Raw genomic sequence first — 21,309 nt, 5'->3', positions numbered from 1 at the left:
CTTCGCCGCCTGACCCGGCGGAAGGGTTGTGCAGAGAGAGTTGGGGGGATCCGTCCGGCGCCCCGCGCCGAGCTTGCGGGGCTGAATGACGCGCGGGGCGCCGGAGGAGTCGAGAGCAGTCATGCCCCGTGCGGGAATCCGGTGACGAACTCCCGCACACGCGAGGGGACTCGACTAGCCGATCTTGAGCTCGGTGCAGGCGGCCTTGAACTTGCCGGTGCAGATCTCGTCGGCGGTGTAGACGCCGTCCTTGATGACGGTGTCGTTGACGTTGGCCTTCGTCAGCGAGGTGACCGGGACGAGGACGGACGGGACGGCCTTCTGGCTGTCGCTGTCGACCTTGTCCTTGGCGATGGAGTCGAGCGACTTGCCCTGGGCGAGCGCGACGGCCATCTCGGCGGCGGCGCCGGCCTCGGGGGCGTACGGCTTGTAGACGCTCATGAACTGCTCACCGGCGATGATGCGCTGCACGGCGGCGAGTTCGGCGTCCTGGCCGGTGACCGGGACGTCGATGCCGGCGGCCTTCAGGGCGGTGATGATGCCGCCCGCCATGCCGTCGTTGGCGGAGTAGACGCCGACGATCTTCTTCTTGCCGAGGGCCGAGATCGCCGCCTCCATGTTGGCGTTGGCGTTCTCCGGCTTCCACTCCTTGGTGTCGTACTCCTTGCCGACCTTGACCTTGCCGTCCAGGGCCTCGTGGGCGCCCTTCTTGAACATGGCGGCGTTCGGGTCGGTGACGGAGCCGTTCATCATGACGATCTGGCCGTCCTTGGCCTTGTCGCCAAGGGCCTCGAGGAGGGCCGCGCCCTGGGTCTTGCCGACCTCGACGTTGTCGAACGAGGTGTAGGCGCTGATCGGGCCCTCGGCCAGGCGGTCGTACGCGACGACCTTGATGCCGGCGTCCACGGCCTTCTGGACCGAGTTCTTGATCGCCTTGGCGTCGACGGCGTCCAGGATGAGGACGTCCACCTTGTTGGTGATCATGGTGTCGACCTGCTGCGCCTGCAGGTTCGCGTCCTGCTTGGCGTTGTTGTAGTCGACCTTGGCCTTGCCGTTCGTCAGCTCCTTGATCTTCTGCTCGATCAGCGGGCGGTCGAACTTCTCGTAACGAGCGGTCTGGTTCTCGGGGAGCAGCAGACCGACCTTGATGTCGTCGCCCTTCTTGGCGGACGAGGCGGTGTCCTTGCCGCCGCCGGCCTCCTCGGCGCTGCCACAGGCAGCCAGCGAGACGGCCATCGCACCAGCGGCGATGGCAACAGCGGCGCGACGCATACGCGTGTTCACTTCAGAAACCTCCCTGACGAGGCCGCGACGTTGCGGCCGAGGTGGCTGGAAGTCAACTCGGCCACACGTGCGACGTCAAGAAGTAAATCCTTAACGGGTTGGCAACGGTGCCATCCGTTCTCTAAGTGAAGACGGGGGCAGCCGCGTGCAGAGTGCTGTCCAAAAGGGTCGAATCGCCCATCTCGCTGAGCGCGAGAGCGAGGGCGCCGAGCACCTCGGCACGGCCTCCAAGGGCCCCAGGAAGCACGCTCAGTTGGCGGGCGGCACTGGGGATGGCATAGCGCCCCACGGACTCCCTGATGGGCCCCAGGACCAGCTCACCGGCCTCCGCGAGATCGCCCCCGAGGACCACCCGGCTCGGGTTCAGGAGGTTGCAGAGCTGGGCGACGCCGCTGCCGATGTGCCGGCCGACGTCGGCGACGACACGGCGGCAGCCCGGATCCCCGTCCCTGGCCAGGCGTACGACGCCCTCCATGGTCAGATCCGTGCCGTGACTGCCCTGCAGCAGCGGCAGCACGTAGCGCGCCGCCGCGAAGGTCTCCAGGCAGCCGCGGTTGCCGCAGCGGCACACCGGGCCGGACTCGTCCAGGGTGATGTGCCCGATCTCCCCCGCGGTGCCGCCGGGCCCCCGGTAGATCTTGCCGTCGATGACCAGGCCGGCCCCGACGCCGCTGGCGACCTTGATGTACGCCAGGTCCCGCACCCCGCGCCCGCTGCCCCAGACCAGCTCGCCCAGGGCGCCCAGGTTGGCGTCGTTGTCGACGTGCACGGGCACGCCGAGCCGCTCGCGCAGCTCCTCGGCGGGTTTGGTGCCGGTCCAGCCCGGCAGGATGGCCGTCGAGCCCAGGGTGCCGGACTCGACGTCGATCGGGCCGGGCACGCCGAGGCCCACCCCGGCGACCTTGGAACGATCGACGCCGGTCGCCGCGATCAGCCGGTTGACCAGCTCTTCCGCGCGGTCGAAGCCCTGGGCGGAGGAGGCGTCCACGTCCAGCGGCTCGGACTCCTCGGCCAGCACCTGGTGGGCGAGGTTGCCCACCGCCACCCGCAGGTGCGCGTGGCCGAAGTCGACGCCGATGACGATGCCGGCGTCCCCGCTCAGGGAGACGCTGCGGGCCCGGCGCCCGCCCGCCGACGTGGGCGTGACCTCGACCGTTCCGCCGTCCTTGAGCTCCCGGACGATATTGGAGACCGTCGCCGCGGACAGACCCGTGGTCCTCGCGATCTCGGCCTGGGTGAGTGATCCGGCCAGCCGAACGGCCCGGACCACCCGTTCCAGGTTGGCTCGGTGCAGCGACGACTGCGACCCCGGAGTCTCCACGACGACCTCCTGCGCGCGGGACCGCTTCGGTGAGGCCCCGTTCGTGTCCAACTAGTGAACTCTAAGCTGAGCCGTTCGGGTCGCCTCCCGTCAAGAGGTTGAACCGGATCCGGGTACGTGCACACAGCGGCGCACGCCGCTCCCTGGGCGGGGAACGGCGTGCGCACGCTCGGCTGCGGAGCGCTACCCGTGGTTCATTTCAGAGTCGCGGACGTGAGACCCGCCTGGACCTGCCGCTGGAAGGACAGGTACACGACCAGCATCGGGATCATCGCGATGGTCACGCCGGCGAAGAGGACCGGGAGGTCGGAGGCGTAGCCCTGCTGCTGCTGGAGCTGGATGAGCCCCTGGGTGAGGACGTAGCGCTCGGGATCGTCGCCGCTCTGCGGCTGCATGAGGACCGTCGGCAGGATGAACTGGTTCCACTGGCCCAGCGTGTTGAAGATGCCGACGCTCAGCAGACCCGGCTTCGCCATCGGCAGCATCACCTGGAAGAAGGTCCGGCTGTGCGAGGCCCCGTCCAGGATCGCCGCCTCGAAGACGGCCGTGGGCAGCGTCCGGAAGAAGGAGTGCATGAAGAACACGGTGAACGGCATCGAGTAGGCGACGTACACCAGGATCAGCCCCTGGTACGTGTTCAGCATGTCCAGGCGCCGCACCATGAAGAACAGCGGCACCAGCGCCAGGAACACCGGGAACATGGCGCCCGCGACGAAGAAGAAGTACAGGAACCGGTTGCCCCAGAACTCGTAGCGGGCCAGCACGTACGCCGCCATCGAGCCGAACAGCATCGTCAGCGGCACCGAGAAGACCAGCACGATGACGGTGTTCAGGAAGTAGTCGCCGATGCCCTTCTCCCAGGCGCGGGAGAAGACGTCCAGCGACCAGTTCTGCGGCCAGCCGAAGGCCGAGCCGCCGATCTGGGCGTCGGTCTTGAAGGAGCTGAGCACCAGCCACAGCAGCGGCAGCACGATCAGCAGCGCCCACAGGGCGAGGAAGCCGTGCGAGAAGACGTTCAGTACGACGCCTTCGCTGCGCTGGTCGCCGGGGCGGGGCGGGCTCTTGCGGACCGAGGACTGGGCCGGGACCGTGCCGCTCGCCGCGGGGGTCTCCTTGAGGGGTGCGCTCATCGTCGTCTTCTCTCCCGCTCAGAACTCGATGCGCTCGCGGCGGGTGGCACGCAGCGTGAACACGGACACGATCAGGGTGAGGACAAGCATCACCACGCCCATCGCACAGGCGTAGCCGCTCCTCCCGTACAGCTGGAAGTTCCGCATCATCACGGTCGCCATGACCTCGCTGTGGTGGTCGGGGCCGCCGCCGAAGTCCCCGGACGTCATCGTGGAGACCAGGATGAACATGTCCATCGCGGCGATTCCGAGATAGACCCACGCGGTCTGCACGGAATCCCACAGCAGGGGCAGCGTGATGCGGAAGAAGGACTGCGCACGGCCGGCGCCGTCGATGAGCGCCGCCTCGTAGATGTCCTTCGGAATGGACTGCATGGCGGCGGAGAACAGCACGAGATAGAAGCCCACGCCGTGCCAGACGACGACCACCAGAAGGGCCCACAGGACGATGTTCGGCTCGTTGAGCCATTCCACCGGGCTGTTCTCGGAGACCAGTCCGAGTTTGATCAGGAGACCGTTGAGCATTCCGCCGCCGTCACTGCGGTAGACGGCCCCGAAGAGCACCGCCATGATCGCCAGTGAGAGGACCTGCGGAAAGAAGTAGACGACGCGGTAGTACTTGGAGCCCGCGACCCCGGACACCCCTCCCGACCTGCTGCGTCCGCCGGCGTTCAGCATGAACGCGAAGAACAGCGCGATCAGGATCGTGCTCACCGGGATGAAGATCAGGAACAGGATGTTGTGCCAGATGGCTCCCATGAAGACGTCGTCCTGGAACAACGCCTTGTAGTTGTCGAGCCCGACGAAACTGAAGGTCTGCGACTGCCCCTTCCAGTCGGTCAGGGAGTACCCGAACGTCTGGATGTACGGCCAGATCACGAAGGTCACGTAGATGGCCACGGGAGCGAACAGAAATCCCGCGACGAACCGGTACTGCCCTTTACGCATTGGCGTCTTCCTGCCCTGTGTTCCCGACGGCGCTGCGGCGACGCCCCGGCGGGGTGCGGGTGACGTACACGTCATCCGCACCCCGCGGGGCCGGTGGAACTAGTCCCGGTGGTTCTTCTTGGACTCCGGGTCCTTGGCCTGCTTGTCGACGGCCGCCTGGGCCCGCTTCAGCCACTCCTTGGGCTGGATGCGCTTGGCCATCAGCTCGTTGGAGGCGTTCTCGATGGCCGTGCCCATCTCGCTGTACCACTCGGTGTAGAGGTACCGGAAGGTGTTGGTGCCCGCCGCCTTGGACGCCTCGACGGTGGACTGGGTGCCGGGGCGCAGCTGGACGCCGGAGTCGACGCCGTCCTTGAGGATGGTGAGGGAGTTCGCCTCCTTGGCGAACAGCGTCGACCACTCCTTGGACAGCATCATCCGCATGAACTCCTTGGCCCCCGCGAGGTTCTTGGCCTTGGACGGGATGATGAAGGGCTCGCCGGAGCCGGCGCGGATCGCCTCGAAGGGCAGCTTGCTGTCGGGCAGCAGCGGCATCGGCAGGAACTTCATGTCGAAGTCGTCCGGCGTCGTCTTCAGCTGCTCGTTCTCCAGCCAGGAGCCGCTGGTGATGAAGGCGGCCTTGTACTGGTTCCAGCGGGTCTGGGACTCGGTGTGGGTCAGGCCGTTCGTGCCGGGCATCAGATAGCCCTTCTCGACGACCTCGTAGATGGCCTCGACGGCGGCGGTCGCCGCGTCCGAGCCCACGAACGCGTTGGGTTCGAGGTTGTCGATCGCCTTCATGGCGTCCAGACCGCCGGTCTTGGCGATGAGGTCCATGATGGCCACGTTGATGTAGTACGGGTACTTGCCCTGGTGCGCGAGGCCGCCGATGCCGTCGGCCTTGGCCTCCTTGCAGATGGCGAGGAACTCGTCCCAGGTCTTCGGCGCCGTCCAGCCCTTCTCCTTGAAGAGCTTGCCGGAGTACCACAGGCCCCACACCGTGTAGATGTAGTTCAGCGCGACGACCTTGCCGCCCTGCATGCCGGCGTCGAGCGTGCCCGGGATCAGGGTGTCGCGGACCTTCTTGCCCGGGTCGTCGACGGACGGGGCGTCCAGGACCTCGGCGAGGTCCACGAGTTGCCCGTTCTTGTACAGCACGTCGATCGGGATCTGCTGGGCGCCGGAGTCGTCGACGATGTCCGGCGGGTTGCCGGCGTTGAAGCGGGGCTGGAGCTTGCCGGTGATCTCCTGGGTGCCGGTGTGGACCGAGGTGACGCCCCACTTCTTCTTGAAGCTGGCCTCCCAGGCCTTGGCGTAGTCGTCGCCGTAACCGCCCTTGAAGATGACGACGTCGAGCTTGCTGCCGTCCTTCACCCCGAACGGGTTCGACTTGGAGGTCTTGCCCTCGGAGTCATTGCTGGAATCGTCCCCGCCGCCGCTCGCACACGCGGACAGGAAGCTCATGGTCGGAACGGAGATCAGACCCAGTGCGGCGGACCGCTTGATCAGATCGCGCCGGCCGACTCCCGCGGTGGTACCGCCGTTCTCGGGATTCTGGGCAGAAGTGGATCCCATGCTCAAGTCCTCGCCTTCTCCAGGACTCAGGCGGTGAACCGGATCCTCCCCGGCACCGCGATCGGGTCAAGCTGGGGTCGTGCAGGAAGTGCGGAATCTTGTGGTGAAGTGCCGACAGGTATAGTCCACTTCCCGCCAGCGGAGCAAGATCGAATGCAAGGTTCACCGATGGTCTTTTCCGAGTTGAGACCTCACGGAAATATGCGGGGCCTGTGCGAGGCTTGCCGGAAAAATCCACGCCATAAGCCCCGAACGGCACACTCAACACCCTTGACAATGCCCTGCACTTGAGCCACTACTGTTCCTTGCGCAGCGAATTTGACAACGTTGTCCCGCGCGCAGGGAGGGTACCTGTTGAAGCAGCAGAGAGCTCGTCACCGATGGGGTACGGCGGTCGTGTCGGCGACCGCCTTCGCTTTGACCATGGGCTCGCAGGGCGCGGCGGTGGCCCTGCCGCAGGCGCCCGCGGCGGCCGACCGGGAGTTCGTGTCCTCGTTCGAGGCGGACGACCCGGCTCCCGACTGGCTCAATACCGTCGACACCGGTCCCGGGGGCGCGAAACGCGCCTCGGGCGTGGACGGCGGCTACAGCAGCGGCATCCCGGGCAACGTGACGGACCATGTCACGGACGTACGGGCGAACGGGGAGAACTCCGGCGCCGGTGAGGTGAAGGAGAACCTCGCCGACGGGGAGCCCAGCAGCAAGTGGCTGGTCTTCGAGGCCACCGGCTGGGCGGAGTTCGACCTCGACAAGCCGGCGAGGATCACCAAGTACGCGCTCACGTCGGCGAACGACTTCGCCGAGCGCGACCCGCGGGACTGGACCCTGAAGGGCTCCTCCGACGGCAAGGAGTGGACGACGGTCGACACCCGCTCGGGCCAGACCTTCGCCGAGCGGTTCCAGACCAAGACGTTCGACCTCGCCGAGCCGGCCGAGTACCAGCACTTCCGGCTGGAGATCACCAAGAACAACGGCGCCTCCGGTGTTCTGCAGCTGGCCGACGTCCAGTTCTCCACGGGCGGCGACGACGGCCCGGTGCCGCAGGACATGCTCTCCCTCGTCGACCGCGGCCCGAGCGGCTCGCCGACCGCCAAGGCGGGCGCCGGCTTCACCGGCAAGCGGGCCCTGCGCTACGCGGGCCGGCACACGGCGGACGGGCGCGGCTACTCGTACAACAAGGTCTACGACGTGAACGTGGCCGTCGGCCGGGACACCCAGCTGTCCTACCGGGTCTTCCCGTCGATGGCGGACGGCGACCGGGACTACGACGCCACGAACGTCTCCGTCGACCTGGCCTTCACCGACGGCACCTACCTCAGCGACCTCGGCGCCGCCGACCAGCACGGCTTCCCCCTCTCGCCGCGCGGTCAGGGCGCGTCGAAGGTGCTGTACGTCAACCAGTGGAACAACGTCGTCTCCCGGATCGGCTCGGTCGCGCACGGCAAGACCGTCGACCGCATCCTGGTGGCGTACGACTCCCCCAAGGGCCCGGCGAAGTTCCGGGGCTGGCTGGACGACGTGGCGCTGAAGGAGGTCGCGCCCGAGAAGCCGAAGGCGCACCTGTCCGACTACGCGCTCACCACCCGCGGCACCCTGTCCAGCGGCGGCTTCTCGCGCGGCAACAACTTCCCGGCGACGGCCGTGCCGCACGGCTTCAACTTCTGGACCCCGGTGACCAACGCGGGCTCGCTGAGCTGGCTGTACGACTACGCCCGCGCGAACAACGCGGACAACCTGCCGACGATCCAGGCGTTCAGCGCCAGCCATGAGCCCAGCCCGTGGATGGGTGACCGGCAGACGTTCCAGGTGATGCCGTCGGCCGCCTCCGGCACCCCCGACACCGGGCGTTCGGCGCGCGCGCTCGCGTTCAAGCACGAGAACGAGACCGCGCGGCCGTACTACTACGGGGTGCGGTTCGAGAACGGGCTGAAGGCGGAGATGGCGCCGACGGACCACGCGGCGGTGCTGCGCTTCACCTACCCCGGTGACGACGCGAGCGTCCTGTTCGACAACGTCACCGACCAGGCGGGGCTGACCCTCGACAAGGAGAACGGGATCGTCACCGGCTACTCGGACGTGAAGTCCGGGCTGTCGACGGGCGCGACCCGCCTCTTCGTCTACGGCACCTTCGACAAGCCGGTGACCGGCGGGTCCGCCAGCGGGGTGAAGGGGCATCTGCGCTTCGACGCCGGGGCCGACCGCACCGTGACGCTGCGGCTCGCCACGTCCCTCATCAGCATCGACCAGGCCAAGGACAACCTGCGCCAGGAGATCGACGGCGCCTCCTTCGACGCCGTGAAGACGCGGGCCCAGCGGCAGTGGGACAAGCTGCTCGGCAAGGTGACCGTCGAGGGCGCGACGCCGGACCAGCTGACCACGCTGTACTCCAGCCTGTACCGGCTGTACCTGTACCCGAACTCCGGCTTCGAGAAGGTCGGTTCGAAGTACCAGTACGCGTCGCCGTTCTCGAAGATGCCGAACCCGGACACCCCGACGCACACCGGCGCGAAGATCGTCGACGGCAAGGTGTACGTCAACAACGGCTTCTGGGACACCTACCGCACCACCTGGCCGGCGTACTCGCTGCTCACACCGGGGCAGGCGGGCGAGATGGTCGACGGGTTCGTGCAGCAGTACAAGGACGGCGGCTGGACCTCCCGCTGGTCCTCGCCGGGCTACGCGGACCTGATGACGGGCACCTCCTCGGACGTGGCGTTCGCGGACGCGTACGTCAAGGGCGTCGGCTTCGACGCGAAGTCGGCGTACGACGCGGCCGTGAAGAACGCGACCGTGGTGCCGCCGTCGTCCGGTGTGGGCCGCAAGGGCATGGCGACGTCGCCGTTCCTCGGCTACACCGGCACCGAGACGCACGAGGGCCTGTCGTGGGCGCTGGAGGGCTACCTCAACGACTACGGCATCGCGAAGATGGGCCAGGCGCTCTACAAGAAGACGGGCGACAAGCGGTACAAGGAGGAGTCCGCGTACTTCCTGAACCGCGCCCAGGACTACGTCAACCTCTTCGACACGAAGGCCGGCTTCTTCCAGGGCCGGGACGCGAAGGGCGACTGGCGGGTCGAGTCCTCGAAGTACGACCCGCGCGTGTGGGGCCACGACTACACGGAGACCAATGGCTGGGGCTACGCGTTCACCGCGCCCCAGGACAGCCGCGGCCTCGCGAACCTGTACGGCGGCCGCAGCGGTCTCGCGGACAAGCTCGACGAGTACTTCGCCACCCCGGAGACGGCCTCCCCCGACTTCGTCGGCTCCTACGGCGGTGTCATCCACGAGATGACGGAGGCGCGGGACGTCCGGATGGGCATGTACGGGCACTCCAACCAGGTCGCGCACCATGTGAACTACATGTACAACGCGGCCGGTCAGCCGTGGAAGACGCAGAAGAACGTCCGTGAGGTGCTGTCCCGGCTGTACGTCGGCAGCGAGATCGGGCAGGGCTACCACGGTGACGAGGACAACGGCGAGCAGTCGGCCTGGTACCTGTTCTCCGCGCTGGGCTTCTACCCGCTGGTGATGGGCAGCGGCGAGTACGCGATCGGCTCGCCCCTGTTCACGAAGGCGACGATCCACCTGGAGAACGGCCGCACGCTGGTCGTGAAGGCGCCGAAGAACAGCGCCCGCAACGTGTACGTCCAGGGGCTGAGGGTCAACGGCGTGCCGTGGAAGGCGACGTCGCTGCCCCACTCGGTGATCGCGAAGGGCGGTGTCCTGGAGTTCGACATGGGCGCCAAGCCGTCCTCGTGGGGCACCGGGAAGAACGCGGCACCGGTCTCCATCACCCAGGACGACAAGGTGCCCACGCCCCGCGCCGACCTGGTGAAGGGCGAGGGCGCGCTGTTCGACGACACGTCCGCCACCCAGGCGGCCGTCACCTCGGTGGACCTGCCGGTGGCGAAGGCCGCCAAGGCCGTGCAGTACACGCTGACGTCACCGTCGGACCGTACGAAGGCACCGGCGGGCTGGAAGCTCCAGGCGTCGAAGGACGGCTCCAAGTGGAAGACCCTGGACGAGCGCTCCGGGGAGACCTTCACCTGGGACCGGCAGACCCGCGCCTTCTCCGTGAAGTCACCGGGCTCGTACGCGAAGTACCGCCTGGTCCTCACGGGTGAGGCGACCCTGGCGGAGGTCGAACTGCTGGGCTGAGCAGGCTGGTTGATGTACGTGCGGGGTGCCGGTCCGTGGGGGCCGGCACCCTGTGCGTGTCCTCGGCCCGGCCCATATCGCTGGTGACAGATCGTGAACGGCGTGCCTATGATGCGCGCGATGAAGAACTTCTCCTCTCGTGGATTGGGGGAATCGTCCGCGCAAGGTGAGTGCTGATGGCATCTCACTTCGCGCCCGCGATTCCTACCCGCCTGTCGATGTGGCAGCGCGTACGCGAGTACGCCGTGCCACCGTCCATGATCGAGACCGCGACCGCCCGGCGTCTCGCCGGTGACTGGACCGGGGCCTGTGCCGCCGCCCGCGTCGATGTCGATCTCGATCTGCGCGCCGTGCGCACCCGCCACGGCACCGACCTCGCCGCCCGTCTCCGCGCGGACCTGCGCCGGCTCGCGCCGGACCTGCTGCGCTGGCACATGCCCCGGATCGCCCCCGACGGACGGCTCCGCCCCGGCCTCACCCTCTCCCTGGCCCGTTACCCGGGCTCCCTGCACCTCGTGGTGCGTACACCGCCCGCCTGGGCGGACGCCGGGCAGCGGATGTCGCTGGCCCTGTGGGACGAGTCCGGCGACGGGCGCTCCCGGGGGCACCATCCGCACCCGTACCCGGACCGGCGGTTCCGGCTCGATCTGCACCGGCATCTGTGGGACGCCGGGCGCAGCGGCGAGCTGACCGGCCGATGCGGCCTGAGGGACGACCCCGACTCCGCCTGGGCCACGAGCAGTTGGGCCGCCAGGGAAGCCCCCGACTCCCCCTGGGCCACGAGCAGTTGGGCCGCCGAGGCCGAGCTGTTGCTGCGGGCCGAGGGGCTTGGCCCGCGGGGGGCGTTCACCGTGCGGCTCGGCACCCGCGACCGGGCCATACTGGAACTCGTCGCGCCCGACGACGGTCACGCGCCCGGCGTACGGCCCCTCGCGCTGCCCGCGGGGGACGTGGCCACGCTGCCGGTACTGCCGGAGGTAGCGGCACGGGTCCTGCCCGATCTGGAGCTGCTGCGGGCCGGGTTGATCACGGCCGACCGGCTGCATCCGCTGGTCGCCGCCGCGCTTCCGCCGTTCGGTACGGCACCCGGGAGCGGCCCGGCTGTCGAGGCCGCCGATCCGCATCGGGTGGAGTGCCGCGGCGAGGTGCACCGCATCGCACTGCGCGACGGAGTGCTGACCGCCGTCGACCACGACCCCGTCGAAGTGCGCCGGGAGGAACTGCTGGTCGCGCTCGGCGGGCCCGCGCTGCCCTGTCTGCGGGCCATCGACGCCGTGCACCGCAGCCCCGAGCAACTGCCCGCGGTGCGGATGCGGTTGCGGCATGGTGATGTCACCGGGGCGCTGGCCGTCGTCGAGGAGCTGCTCGGCCCCGGTGCCGTCCTGCGGGACGGGCCGCTCCGGGACGAGCTGGAGTCGGCCCTGGCCCGCCGGGTCGCACACGGGCTGTTCCGCTCCGGGCTCGTCCCCGAGCACCCTGCCGCAGGTGGCGGGGCGGAGGCGCGCCCGCCTCGGCTCGACCGGCGGACACCTCCCGTCTGGCGCGAGAAGCGCGGCAACAGGGCGCGCCCGCGCACGGGCCTGGCGGCCTGACCTCTCCTCCCCCCCCTTCAGCCCACACGGCTCCCCCTCTCTCTCTTTCGCTCCCCCTTCGCTCTCCTTCGCTTTCCCTCGCTCTCCCTCGCTCTCCTTCGACTCGACTCACCTGGTGATGCTCATGACTTCCCCTGCCCTCATGCCTGCCGTCGACCGTCAACTCGCCGTGGCCGGCGATCTTCTGTCGCTCCTGCGGACCACGACCACCGAACCGCGCCCCGACGAGCAGCTCGAAGCGCTCACCCTCGCCGTCGCGGCCGATCTGCCGGTCCTGCTCTGGGGCGAACCGGGCATCGGCAAGACCGCGGCCCTCACCCAGCTCGCCGCGTCCCTCGATCTTCCGCTGACCACCGTGATCGCCAGCGTCCACGAGCCGACCGACTTCTCCGGGCTGCCGATCGTGGGTGACGACCCGGCGGTGCGCGGGGTGCCGATGGCTCCGCCGCAGTGGGCCGTGGAGCTGGTCCGGGCCGGGCGCGGCCTGCTCTTCCTGGACGAGCTGTCCACCGCGACCCCGGCCGTGCAGGCCGCGCTGCTGAGGGTCGTCCTGGAGCGGAAGGTCGGTGCCCTGCAACTTCCGCACGGCGTGCGGATCGTGGCGGCCGCCAACCCACGTGCGTCGGCGGCGGACGGGTGGGAGCTGAGCCCGCCGCTCGCCAACCGGTTCGTCCACCTGTACTGGGTGCACGACAAGGACGTGGTGGTGCGCGGCCTGGGCGGGGTCTGGCCCCGCGCCGAGCTGCCCCGGCTGGACCCGGAACGGCTGGCGGAGGCGGTGGCGCTCGCCCGGCGCGCGGTGTGCGGCTTCCTCGAGGCGCGGCCCACGCTGATCCACCGCCTGCCGAGCAGCGAGACGCGGCGCGGCGGGGCCTGGCCGTCGCCCCGGAGCTGGGAGGCCGCGCTGACCCTGCTGGCCTTCGGCACGGCGGCCGGGGTGTCCCGGGACGTGCTGGCACTGCTGGTACGGGGCGCGGTGGGAGACGGCCCGGGTCTGGAACTCCTCGCCCACCTCGACCGGATGGACCTGCCGGACCCGGAACTCCTGCTGGCCGACCCCGAGAACGCCGAGCTGCCCGAGCGCGGCGACCTTCGGCAGGCCGCGCTGGAGGCGGTGGTGGCCGCCGTGGGGGCCCGCCCGGAGCGGGAACGCTGGGCGGCGGGCTGGGCGGTGCTGGTCCGCGCCCTGGAGACGGGGGCACCGGACCTGCTGGTGGCTCCGGCCAAGGCGCTGGCCGCGGTGCGGCGCGACGACTGGGAGGTCCCGGCGACGGTGGAACGTCTGGCGTCGATCGTCGGCCTGTCCGAACGGGCGGAACGGTCGGTGGGGGTCGCGCGGGCGGCGCAGGTGCGGCGGTGAGCGGGGGTGTGGGGGCGCGGGGGCTGCGGGCGACCGGAGGGGCGGGCGGCGCGGCGTCTGGAGGCGCAGGCACCGCACGCGCGGCGACGGCCGGAGGCTCGGGCGGTGCGCGGCCCGTGCCGCGGCCGATGGTGCCGCCTTCGCCGCCGCGCCCGGTGGGGGTCACCGTCCCCACGGTGCCGGCCGGGCCTCGTCCCGGGGGCGGTCCTCCCGGGCTGCCGTTGGACCGGGAGAAGCTGATGGCGGCCCGGCTGCACGCGGTGGCGGTGCGGCCCTATCTGGCCGCCGCGCTCTTCGCGCTCCACGTGGTGGAGGACCGGTCGGTGCCGACGATGGCGGTCGACGCGTACTGGCGCTGCTACGTCTCCCCCGGCTTCGTGGCCCGCACGCCGGTGGAGGATCTGGCGGGCGTCTGGGTGCACGAGGTGTCCCATCTCCTGCGGGACCACCATGAGCGCGGTCTGCGGTACGCGCGCGAGAACGAGGCGTACGGTCCGGGCGAGCGGTTGCGCCGGAACATCGCCGCCGACTTCGAGATCAACGACGACATCTACGGCGACGGTCTGCTCCGGCCGGCCGGGGCGGTGCTGCCGTCGCTGCTGGGGCTGCCCGACGGGCTGCTGATGGAGGAGTACCTGCGGACGTCCTCGATGACCGGGCTCGCCTCGGACCTGTCCTGGCTGGACTGCGGCGGCGGCTCCGACGGCGAGGCACGGCCCTGGGAGCTGGGGCCCGAGGGCGCGAACGGGCTGACGCGGCAGCAGCGGGACGCGGTGCGCTTCCGGGTGGCCGAGGGCATCAAGGGCCGCCCGGGCGAGGCTCCGGAGGGCTGGCGGCGGTGGGCGGACGAGGCGTTCCGTCCGCCGCAGCCGTGGCGGCAGTTGCTGGGCTCCGCCGTGCGGTCGGCGGCCGGGGCGCCCGGGGTGGGCGAGAACCACAGCTACCGGCGTCCGTCCCGCCGCTCGACCGCCGTCCCCGGGGCGGTGCTGCCGAGTCTGCGCCGTACTCCGCCCCGGGTGTGCGTGGTGATCGACACCTCGGGTTCGGTGAGCGACGCCGAACTGGGCGGCGCGATCTGGTGTCGGTGATCTCCTGCGACGCGGCGGCCGGGATCGCCGTGGCGATCTGCCGTGCCGAGGCCCTGGAGCTGATCGGCGGCGGGGGCACGGATCTGCGCTCCGGTTTCGCGCGGGCGCTGCGCTCCCGGCCCCGCCCGGACGTGATCGTCGCGCTGACGGACGGCCAGACGCCCTGGCCGTCCGCGCAACCGCCGTGCCGTACGGTCGTGGGGCTCTTCCCGCGTCCGGCCCGCGCGGTGAACGAGAACGACCCGGAGTACGTGCCGGACGCCCCGCCGCCGTGGGCGCGGGTCGTCACCATCGGCTGAGGCCGGCCGGGTGGGGTGGCCGGGGGTACGGCGGAGGGCCGCACCCCCGTCCTCCGGGGATGCGGCCCTCGACTGCCGTGCCGTACCTGCTCCTTGCGGAGCGGACCGCCTACTTGCGGATCAGGCTGCGCAGGACGTACTGCATGATGCCGCCGTTGCGGTAGTAGTCGGCCTCACCGGGGGTGTCGATGCGGACGACCGCGTCGAACTCGACGCCCGTGTCGGTGGTGACCTTGACCGTGCTCGGCGTGGTGCCGTTGTTCAGCTCCTCGACACCGGTGAAGGAGAAGGTCTCCTCGCCGGTCAGGCCGAGGGTCGAGGCGGTCTGGCCCTCGGGGAACTGGAGCGGCAGGACGCCCATGCCGATGAGGTTCGAGCGGTGGATGCGCTCGTACGACTCGGCGATGACGGCCTTGACGCCGAGGAGCGCGGTGCCCTTGGCGGCCCAGTCGCGGGACGAGCCGGAGCCGTACTCCTTGCCGGCCAGGACGACCAGCGGGATGCCCTGCTCGATGTAGTTGCGCGAGGCGTCGTAGATGAACGACACCGGCGCGTCGGCCTGGGTGAAGTCGCGGGTGTAGCCGCCCTCGGTGCCCGGCGCGATCTGGTTGCGCAGGCGGATGTTGGCGAACGTGCCGCGGATCATGACCTCGTGGTTGCCGCGGCGGGAGCCGTAGCTGTTGAAGTCGCGGCGCTCGACGCCGTGCTCCGTGAGGTACTTGCCGGCCGGGGTGTCGGCCTTGATGGCGCCGGCCGGGGAGATGTGGTCGGTGGTGACCGAGTCGCCCAGCTTGGCCAGCACACGGGCACCGGTGATGTCGGTGACCGGGGCGGGCTCCATCTGCATGCCCTCGAAGTAGGGGGGCTTGCGGACGTAGGTGGACTCCGGGTCCCACTCGAAGGTGTCGCCGGTCGGGATCGACAGGGCCTGCCACTGGGCGTCGCCCGCGAAGACGTCCTGGTAGGACTTGGAGAACATGTCCTCGCCGATGGCGTTGGCGACGACGTCGTTGACCTCGGCCTCGGAGGGCCAGATGTCCTTCAGGTAGACCGGGTTGCCGTCCTGGTCGACACCCAGGGCCTCCTTGGTGATGTCCACCTTCATGGAGCCGGCGAGGGCGTACGCGACGACCAGCGGCGGGGACGCCAGGTAGTTCATCTTGACGTCGGGGTTGATCCGGCCCTCGAAGTTACGGTTGCCGGAGAGGACCGAGGTGACCGCGAGGTCGTGGTCGTTGACCGCCTTGGAGACCTCCTCCGGCAGCGGGCCGGAGTTGCCGATGCAGGTGGTGCAGCCGTAGCCGACCAGGTTGAAGCCGACCTTGTCGAGGTACGGGGTGAGGCCCGCCTTGTCGAAGTAGTCGGTGACGACCTTCGAACCCGGGGCGAGGGTGGTCTTGACCCACGGCTTGCGGGTCAGGCCCTTCTCCACGGCCTTCTTCGCGACCAGCGCGGCGGCGACCATGACGTAGGGGTTGGAGGTGTTGGTGCAGGAGGTGATGGCCGCGACCGTCACCGCGCCGTGGTCCAGCTCGTAGGTGGTGCCGTCGGGGGCGGTCACCGGGACCGGGTTGGACGGGGCGCCGTTCGGGGTGACGGCCGGGGCGTCGGAGGCCGGGAAGGACTCCTTGCCCGCCTCGTCCACGACGTCGACGTAGTTGAGGACGTCCTGCTTGAACTGCTCGGCGGCGTTCGCGAGGACGATGCGGTCCTGCGGGCGCTTCGGGCCGGCGATGGACGGGACGACCGTGGAGAGGTCGAGCTCCAGCTTCTCGGAGAAGTCCGGCTCGGCCTTCGGGTCCAGCCAGAGGCCCTGCTCCTTGGCGTAGGCCTCGACGAGCGCCAGCTGCTGCTCGGAGCGGCCGGTCAGCTTCAGGTAGTTGATGGTCTCGGCGTCGATCGGGAAGATCGCGGCGGTGGAGCCGAACTCCGGCGACATGTTGCCGATGGTGGCGCGGTTCGCCAGGGAGGTGGCGGCGACGCCCTCGCCGTAGAACTCGACGAACTTGCCGACCACACCGTGCTTGCGGAGCATCTCGGTGATGGTGAGCACGAGGTCCGTGGCGGTGGTGCCGGGCTGCAGCTCACCGGTCAGCTTGAAGCCGACGACGCGCGGGATCAGCATGGAGACCGGCTGGCCGAGCATCGCGGCCTCGGCCTCGATGCCGCCGACGCCCCAGCCGAGGACGCCGAGGCCGTTGACCATGGTGGTGTGCGAGTCGGTGCCGACGAGGGTGTCGGGGTACGCCTGGCCGTTGCGCACCATGACCGTACGGGCCAGGTGCTCGATGTTCACCTGGTGGACGATGCCGGTGCCCGGCGGGACGACCTTGAAGTCGTCGAAGGCGGTCTGGCCCCAGCGCAGGAACTGGTAGCGCTCCTTGTTGCGGCCGTACTCCAGGTCGACGTTCTGCTTGAAGGCGTCCGACGTGCCGAACTTGTCCGCGATGACGGAGTGGTCGATGACCATCTCGGCCGGCGAGAGCGGGTTGACCTTCGACGGGTCGCCACCGAGGGCCTTGACGGCCTCACGCATGGTCGCGAGGTCCACGACACAGGGCACGCCGGTGAAGTCCTGCATGATCACGCGGGCCGGCGTGAACTGGATCTCCTGCGACGGCTGGGCCTGGGAGTCCCAGCCGCCCAGGGCGCGGATGTGGTCGGCGGTGATGTTCGCGCCGTCCTCGGTGCGGAGGAGGTTCTCCAGCAGCACCTTCAGGCTGTAAGGGAGGCGCGCGGAGCCCTCGACCTTGTCCAGCCGGAAGATCTCGTACGACTCGTCGCCCACCTGCAGCGTGCTGCGGGCGTCGAAGCTGTTCGCCGACACGACAGTCTCCTTCATTTTTGTGCGCTTACCACCGCATCCTGCCGCCACGCCGTCCAGGCCGATCCGCTAAGGTAAGGCTAAGTTAGGTACGCCTTACTGCCAGACCCAGCGAAAGCGTGCGACTGCGGTACGCCTCGGCAGATATCTCGATGTCGAGATAACTCTAGTACATGAGGCTCCGATGGTCATGCCCGGGGCGCGCCATGCCCCGCTATCGGCACTTCACCCCTCTTACCCCACCCGGCCGGGACCAGACGGGGCCCATGCCGGCCCGCATTGCATGACCATGCGAGATGATGCATACTCTTCCTATGTCCAAGGTCCTCACCTCCCTGCCCACCGGCGAACGGGTCGGCATCGCCTTCTCCGGCGGTCTCGACACCTCGGTCGCGGTCGCCTGGATGCGCGACAAGGGCGCCGTCCCGTGCACCTACACCGCCGACATCGGCCAGTACGACGAGCCCGACATCGCGTCGGTGCCCGGCCGCGCCAAGACCTACGGCGCCGAGGTCGCGCGCCTGGTCGACTGCCGCGCCGCCCTCGTCGAGGAGGGGCTGGCCGCGCTCACCTGCGGCGCGTTCCACATCCGCTCCGGCGGGCGCGCGTACTTCAACACGACGCCGCTGGGCCGTGCCGTCACCGGCACCCTGCTGGTGCGGGCGATGCTGGAGGACGACGTCCAGATCTGGGGCGACGGCTCGACCTACAAGGGCAACGACATCGAGCGGTTCTACCGCTACGGCCTGCTCGCCAACCCGCACCTGCGGATCTACAAGCCCTGGCTGGACGCCCACTTCGTGACGGAGCTCGGCGGCCGCAAGGAGATGTCGGAGTGGCTGGTCGCCCACGGCCTGCCGTACCGGGACGCGACCGAGAAGGCGTACTCCACCGACGCCAACATCTGGGGCGCCACCCACGAGGCCAAGACCCTGGAGCACCTGGACACCGGCATCGAGACGGTCGAGCCGATCATGGGCGTCCGGTTCTGGGACCCGTCCGTCGACATCGCCCCCGAGGACGTGACGATCGGCTTCGAGCAGGGCCGCCCCGTCACCATCAACGGCAAGGAGTTCGCCTCCGCCGTCGACCTGGTGATGGAGGCCAACGCCATCGGCGGCCGGCACGGCCTGGGCATGTCCGACCAGATCGAGAACCGGATCATCGAGGCCAAGAGCCGCGGCATCTACGAGGCGCCGGGCATGGCCCTGCTGCACGCCGCGTACGAGCGCCTGGTCAACGCGATCCACAACGAGGACACCCTCGCCCAGTACCACAACGAGGGCCGGCGCCTCGGCCGGCTGATGTACGAGGGCCGCTGGCTGGACCCGCAGGCGCTGATGATCCGCGAGTCGCTCCAGCGCTGGGTCGGCGCCGCGATCACCGGCGAGGTGACGCTGCGGCTGCGGCGCGGCGAGGACTACTCGATCCTCGACACCACGGGCCCGGCGTTCTCCTACCACCCGGACAAGCTCTCCATGGAGCGCACCGAGGACTCGGCCTTCGGTCCCGTCGACCGCATCGGCCAGCTGACCATGCGCAACCTGGACATCGCCGACTCCCGCGCCAAGCTGGAGCAGTACGTCGGCCTCGGCCTGATCGGCACCGGCAGCCCCACCATCGGCGCCTCCCAGGCCGCCGCGACCGGCCTCATCGGCACCATGCCGGAGCTGCCCGAGGGCGGCGCCGAGGCGATCGCCTCGCGCGGCGAGGTGTCCGAGGAGGACGCGCTGCTGGACCGCGCCGCGATGGAGTCCGGCACGGACTGACGGCGGCACCGGAGGACGGACCTCGAAGGGGCCCGGTACGACGCACTGCGCGTCGTACCGGGCCCCTTCGCGTGCGCGTCCGCCGGCAGTTGACAGGCCTCAGCGCGCGGAGCCGGGGTAAGCGGGTGAGCACCTGACCGACTGGAGACCGACTGGAGAGGGAGGCGCGCATGCCCCTCACGTTCCGCAAGAGCTTCCGGATCCTTCCGGGCGTACGGCTGAACATCAACCGCCGCTCCTGGTCCATCACGACGGGCGGCAAGAACGGTCCGCGACACACCCGCAGCAGCACCGGACGTCGTACGACATCGATGGATTTGCCCGGACCTTTCGGGTGGCGGCGCACCCGTACCAGCAGGGGGCGTTGACAGCCCGTCACCCGAATGGACCCCCCTGAGAGGTGCCATCTCATATGTGAGATAGCCTCGGCCACATGGCAGACGACTACCTCGTACGCATCGGCAGGCTCATCCGTGACGCCCGGCAACACCGTGGCTGGACACAGACGCAGCTCGCCGAGGCGCTCGGCACCTCCCAGAGCGCCGTCAATCGCATCGAGCGCGGCAACCAGAACATCAGCCTTGAGATGATCGCCCGTATCGGCGAGGCCCTGGACAGCGAGATCGTGTCCCTGGGTTACGCCGGTCCGATGCATCTCCGGGTCGTCGGCGGACGTCGGCTGTCGGGTTCCATCGACGTCAAGACGAGCAAGAACGCCTGTGTGGCGCTGCTGTGCGCCTCTCTGCTCAACAAGGGGCGCACAGTGCTGCGCCGGGTCGCCCGGATCGAGGAGGTCTACCGCCTCCTCGAGGTCCTCAACTCCATCGGCGTCCGCACCCGTTGGATCAACGGCGGGGTCGACCTCGAACTCGTGCCGCCCGCCGAGCTGGACATGGGCGCGATCGACGCCGAGGCCGCCGTGCGCACCCGGTCGATCATCATGTTCCTCGGCCCGCTGCTGCACCGCATGAACCACTTCAAGCTGCCCTACGCGGGCGGTTGCGACCTCGGTACGCGCACCATCGAGCCGCACATGATCGCGCTGCGCCGCTTCGGCCTGGACGTGGCGGCGACCGAGGGCCAGTACCACGCCATGGTCGACCGGTCCGTACGGCCCGACCGGCCGATCGTGCTGACCGAGCGCGGCGACACCGTGACGGAGAACGCGCTGCTGGCCGCCGCGCGGCACGACGGCGTCACCGTCATCCGCAACGCCTCCTCCAACTACATGGTCCAGGACCTCTGTTTCTTCCTGGAGGCGCTCGGCGTCCGGGTCGAGGGCATCGGCACCACGACCCTGACCGTGCACGGCGTGCCGACGATCGACGTCGACGTCGACTACTCCCCCTCCGAGGACCCGGTCGAGGCGATGAGCCTGCTGGCCGCCGCCGTCGTCACCGAGTCCGAACTGACGGTCCGCCGGGTGCCGATCGAGTTCCTGGAGATCGAGCTCGCGGTCCTGGAGGAGATGGGCCTCGACCACGACCGCACGCCCGAGTACTTCGCCGACAACGGCCGTACCCGGCTGATCGACCTGACGGTCCGCCCCTCCAAGCTGGAGGCGCCGATCGACAAGATCCACCCGATGCCGTTCCCCGGCCTGAACATCGACAACGTGCCGTTCTTCGCGGCCATCGCGGCGGCGGCGTCCGGCAAGACCCTCATCCACGACTGGGTCTACGACAACCGCGCCATCTACCTGACCGACCTCAACCGCCTCGGCGGCCGCCTCCAGCTCCTGGACCCGCACCGCGTCCTGGTGGAGGGCCCGACCCGCTGGCGCGCCGCCGAGATGATGTGCCCGCCGGCCCTGCGCCCCGCCGTGGTCGTCCTGCTGGCGATGATGGCGGCGGACGGCACGTCCGTGCTGCGCAACGTGTATGTCATCAACCGCGGATACGAGGACCTGGCGGAGCGGCTGAACTCGATCGGGGCGCAGATCGAGATCTTCCGGGACATCTGAGAGCGGACAGCGGTTCGGT

General features: G+C 69.5%; 12 protein-coding genes and 1 pseudogene. 7 read left to right on the top strand and 6 right to left on the bottom strand.

Annotated features, from left to right (window positions below):
• Window positions 1–174 precede the first annotated feature (174 nt).
• The 5 genes from F8R89_RS27135 to ngcE all read right to left on the bottom strand — a co-directional run bounded on the left by F8R89_RS27135 (window position 175) and on the right by ngcE (window position 6,237).
• Window positions 175–1,272 carry a sugar ABC transporter substrate-binding protein gene (locus F8R89_RS27135; protein WP_192806394.1) on the bottom strand — a complete coding sequence of 366 codons (1,098 nt, stop codon included), beginning with the start codon at window positions 1,270–1,272 and terminating at the stop codon, window positions 175–177.
• Between the two features lie 133 nt (window positions 1,273–1,405).
• The gene (locus F8R89_RS27130; protein WP_151788303.1) at window positions 1,406–2,605 is read right to left on the bottom strand and encodes an ROK family transcriptional regulator; all 1,200 of its coding nucleotides are present in this window, start codon (window positions 2,603–2,605) and stop codon (window positions 1,406–1,408) included.
• Window positions 2,606–2,799: 194 nt separating this feature from the next.
• Window positions 2,800–3,735, bottom strand: a complete 936-nt coding sequence (locus tag F8R89_RS27125; RefSeq protein ID WP_151786392.1) for a carbohydrate ABC transporter permease — start codon at window positions 3,733–3,735, stop codon at window positions 2,800–2,802.
• Between the two features lie 18 nt (window positions 3,736–3,753).
• Complete coding sequence (locus tag F8R89_RS27120) at window positions 3,754–4,683, bottom strand: carbohydrate ABC transporter permease (RefSeq protein WP_151786391.1); 930 nt, start codon at window positions 4,681–4,683, stop codon at window positions 3,754–3,756.
• Window positions 4,684–4,782: 99 nt separating this feature from the next.
• Entirely contained in the window at window positions 4,783–6,237 is a 1,455-nt protein-coding gene (gene ngcE, locus F8R89_RS27115) for an N-acetylglucosamine/diacetylchitobiose ABC transporter substrate-binding protein (protein ID WP_151786390.1), read from the bottom strand.
• A 423-nt stretch (window positions 6,238–6,660) separates the two neighbouring features.
• Between ngcE and F8R89_RS27110 the strand changes: the two genes are divergently transcribed.
• The 4 genes and pseudogenes from F8R89_RS27110 (at window position 6,661) to F8R89_RS27095 (ending at window position 14,734) form a co-directional block, all read left to right on the top strand.
• On the top strand, window positions 6,661–10,395 hold the full coding sequence (locus tag F8R89_RS27110; RefSeq protein WP_225994507.1) for a GH92 family glycosyl hydrolase: 3,735 nt from the start codon (window positions 6,661–6,663) through the stop codon (window positions 10,393–10,395).
• Between the two features lie 176 nt (window positions 10,396–10,571).
• Window positions 10,572–11,987, top strand: coding sequence for a hypothetical protein (locus F8R89_RS27105; RefSeq protein ID WP_151786389.1), 1,416 nt, complete (start codon window positions 10,572–10,574; stop codon window positions 11,985–11,987).
• 142 nt (window positions 11,988–12,129) lie between these two features.
• Window positions 12,130–13,347 carry an AAA family ATPase gene (locus tag F8R89_RS27100; protein ID WP_413251269.1) on the top strand — a complete coding sequence of 406 codons (1,218 nt, stop codon included), beginning with the start codon at window positions 12,130–12,132 and terminating at the stop codon, window positions 13,345–13,347.
• 239 nt (window positions 13,348–13,586) lie between these two features.
• Window positions 13,587–14,734, top strand: a pseudogene (locus F8R89_RS27095) (DUF2201 family putative metallopeptidase).
• 109 nt (window positions 14,735–14,843) lie between these two features.
• Here F8R89_RS27095 and acnA read toward each other — a convergent pair.
• Window positions 14,844–17,561 carry an aconitate hydratase AcnA gene (gene acnA / locus F8R89_RS27090; protein ID WP_151786387.1) on the bottom strand — a complete coding sequence of 906 codons (2,718 nt, stop codon included), beginning with the start codon at window positions 17,559–17,561 and terminating at the stop codon, window positions 14,844–14,846.
• A gap of 311 nt (window positions 17,562–17,872) precedes the next feature.
• Here acnA and argG point away from each other — a divergent pair, with 311 nt between their 5' ends.
• The 3 genes from argG to F8R89_RS27075 all read left to right on the top strand — a co-directional run bounded on the left by argG (window position 17,873) and on the right by F8R89_RS27075 (window position 21,290).
• Entirely contained in the window at window positions 17,873–19,327 is a 1,455-nt protein-coding gene (argG, locus tag F8R89_RS27085) for an argininosuccinate synthase (RefSeq protein WP_151786386.1), read from the top strand.
• 170 nt (window positions 19,328–19,497) lie between these two features.
• Window positions 19,498–19,695: a DUF4236 domain-containing protein gene (locus tag F8R89_RS27080; RefSeq protein ID WP_151786385.1), complete on the top strand. Its 198-nt coding sequence runs from the start codon at window positions 19,498–19,500 to the stop codon at window positions 19,693–19,695.
• A 65-nt stretch (window positions 19,696–19,760) separates the two neighbouring features.
• Window positions 19,761–21,290: a helix-turn-helix domain-containing protein gene (locus F8R89_RS27075; RefSeq protein ID WP_062670327.1), complete on the top strand. Its 1,530-nt coding sequence runs from the start codon at window positions 19,761–19,763 to the stop codon at window positions 21,288–21,290.
• Window positions 21,291–21,309 lie beyond the last annotated feature (19 nt).

It is taken from the genome of Streptomyces sp. SS1-1, assembly GCF_008973465.1.
Classification (GTDB): Bacteria; Actinomycetota; Actinomycetes; order Streptomycetales; family Streptomycetaceae; genus Streptomyces.
This window is presented reverse-complemented; position numbering and strand designations above follow the sequence as displayed.

Coding starts and splice junctions, on each gene's coding strand:
- ngcE (WP_151786390.1), bottom strand. CDS start 6,237: ATGGGATCCACTTCTGCCCAGAATCCCGAGAACGGCGGTACCACCGCG.
- argG (WP_151786386.1), top strand. CDS start 17,873: ATGTCCAAGGTCCTCACCTCCCTGCCCACCGGCGAACGGGTCGGCATC.
- F8R89_RS27075 (WP_062670327.1), top strand. CDS start 19,761: ATGGCAGACGACTACCTCGTACGCATCGGCAGGCTCATCCGTGACGCC.
- F8R89_RS27125 (WP_151786392.1), bottom strand. CDS start 3,735: ATGAGCGCACCCCTCAAGGAGACCCCCGCGGCGAGCGGCACGGTCCCG.
- F8R89_RS27110 (WP_225994507.1), top strand. CDS start 6,661: ATGGGCTCGCAGGGCGCGGCGGTGGCCCTGCCGCAGGCGCCCGCGGCG.
- F8R89_RS27100 (WP_413251269.1), top strand. CDS start 12,130: ATGCCTGCCGTCGACCGTCAACTCGCCGTGGCCGGCGATCTTCTGTCG.
- F8R89_RS27105 (WP_151786389.1), top strand. CDS start 10,572: ATGGCATCTCACTTCGCGCCCGCGATTCCTACCCGCCTGTCGATGTGG.
- F8R89_RS27135 (WP_192806394.1), bottom strand. CDS start 1,272: ATGCGTCGCGCCGCTGTTGCCATCGCCGCTGGTGCGATGGCCGTCTCG.
- F8R89_RS27120 (WP_151786391.1), bottom strand. CDS start 4,683: ATGCGTAAAGGGCAGTACCGGTTCGTCGCGGGATTTCTGTTCGCTCCC.
- F8R89_RS27080 (WP_151786385.1), top strand. CDS start 19,498: ATGCCCCTCACGTTCCGCAAGAGCTTCCGGATCCTTCCGGGCGTACGG.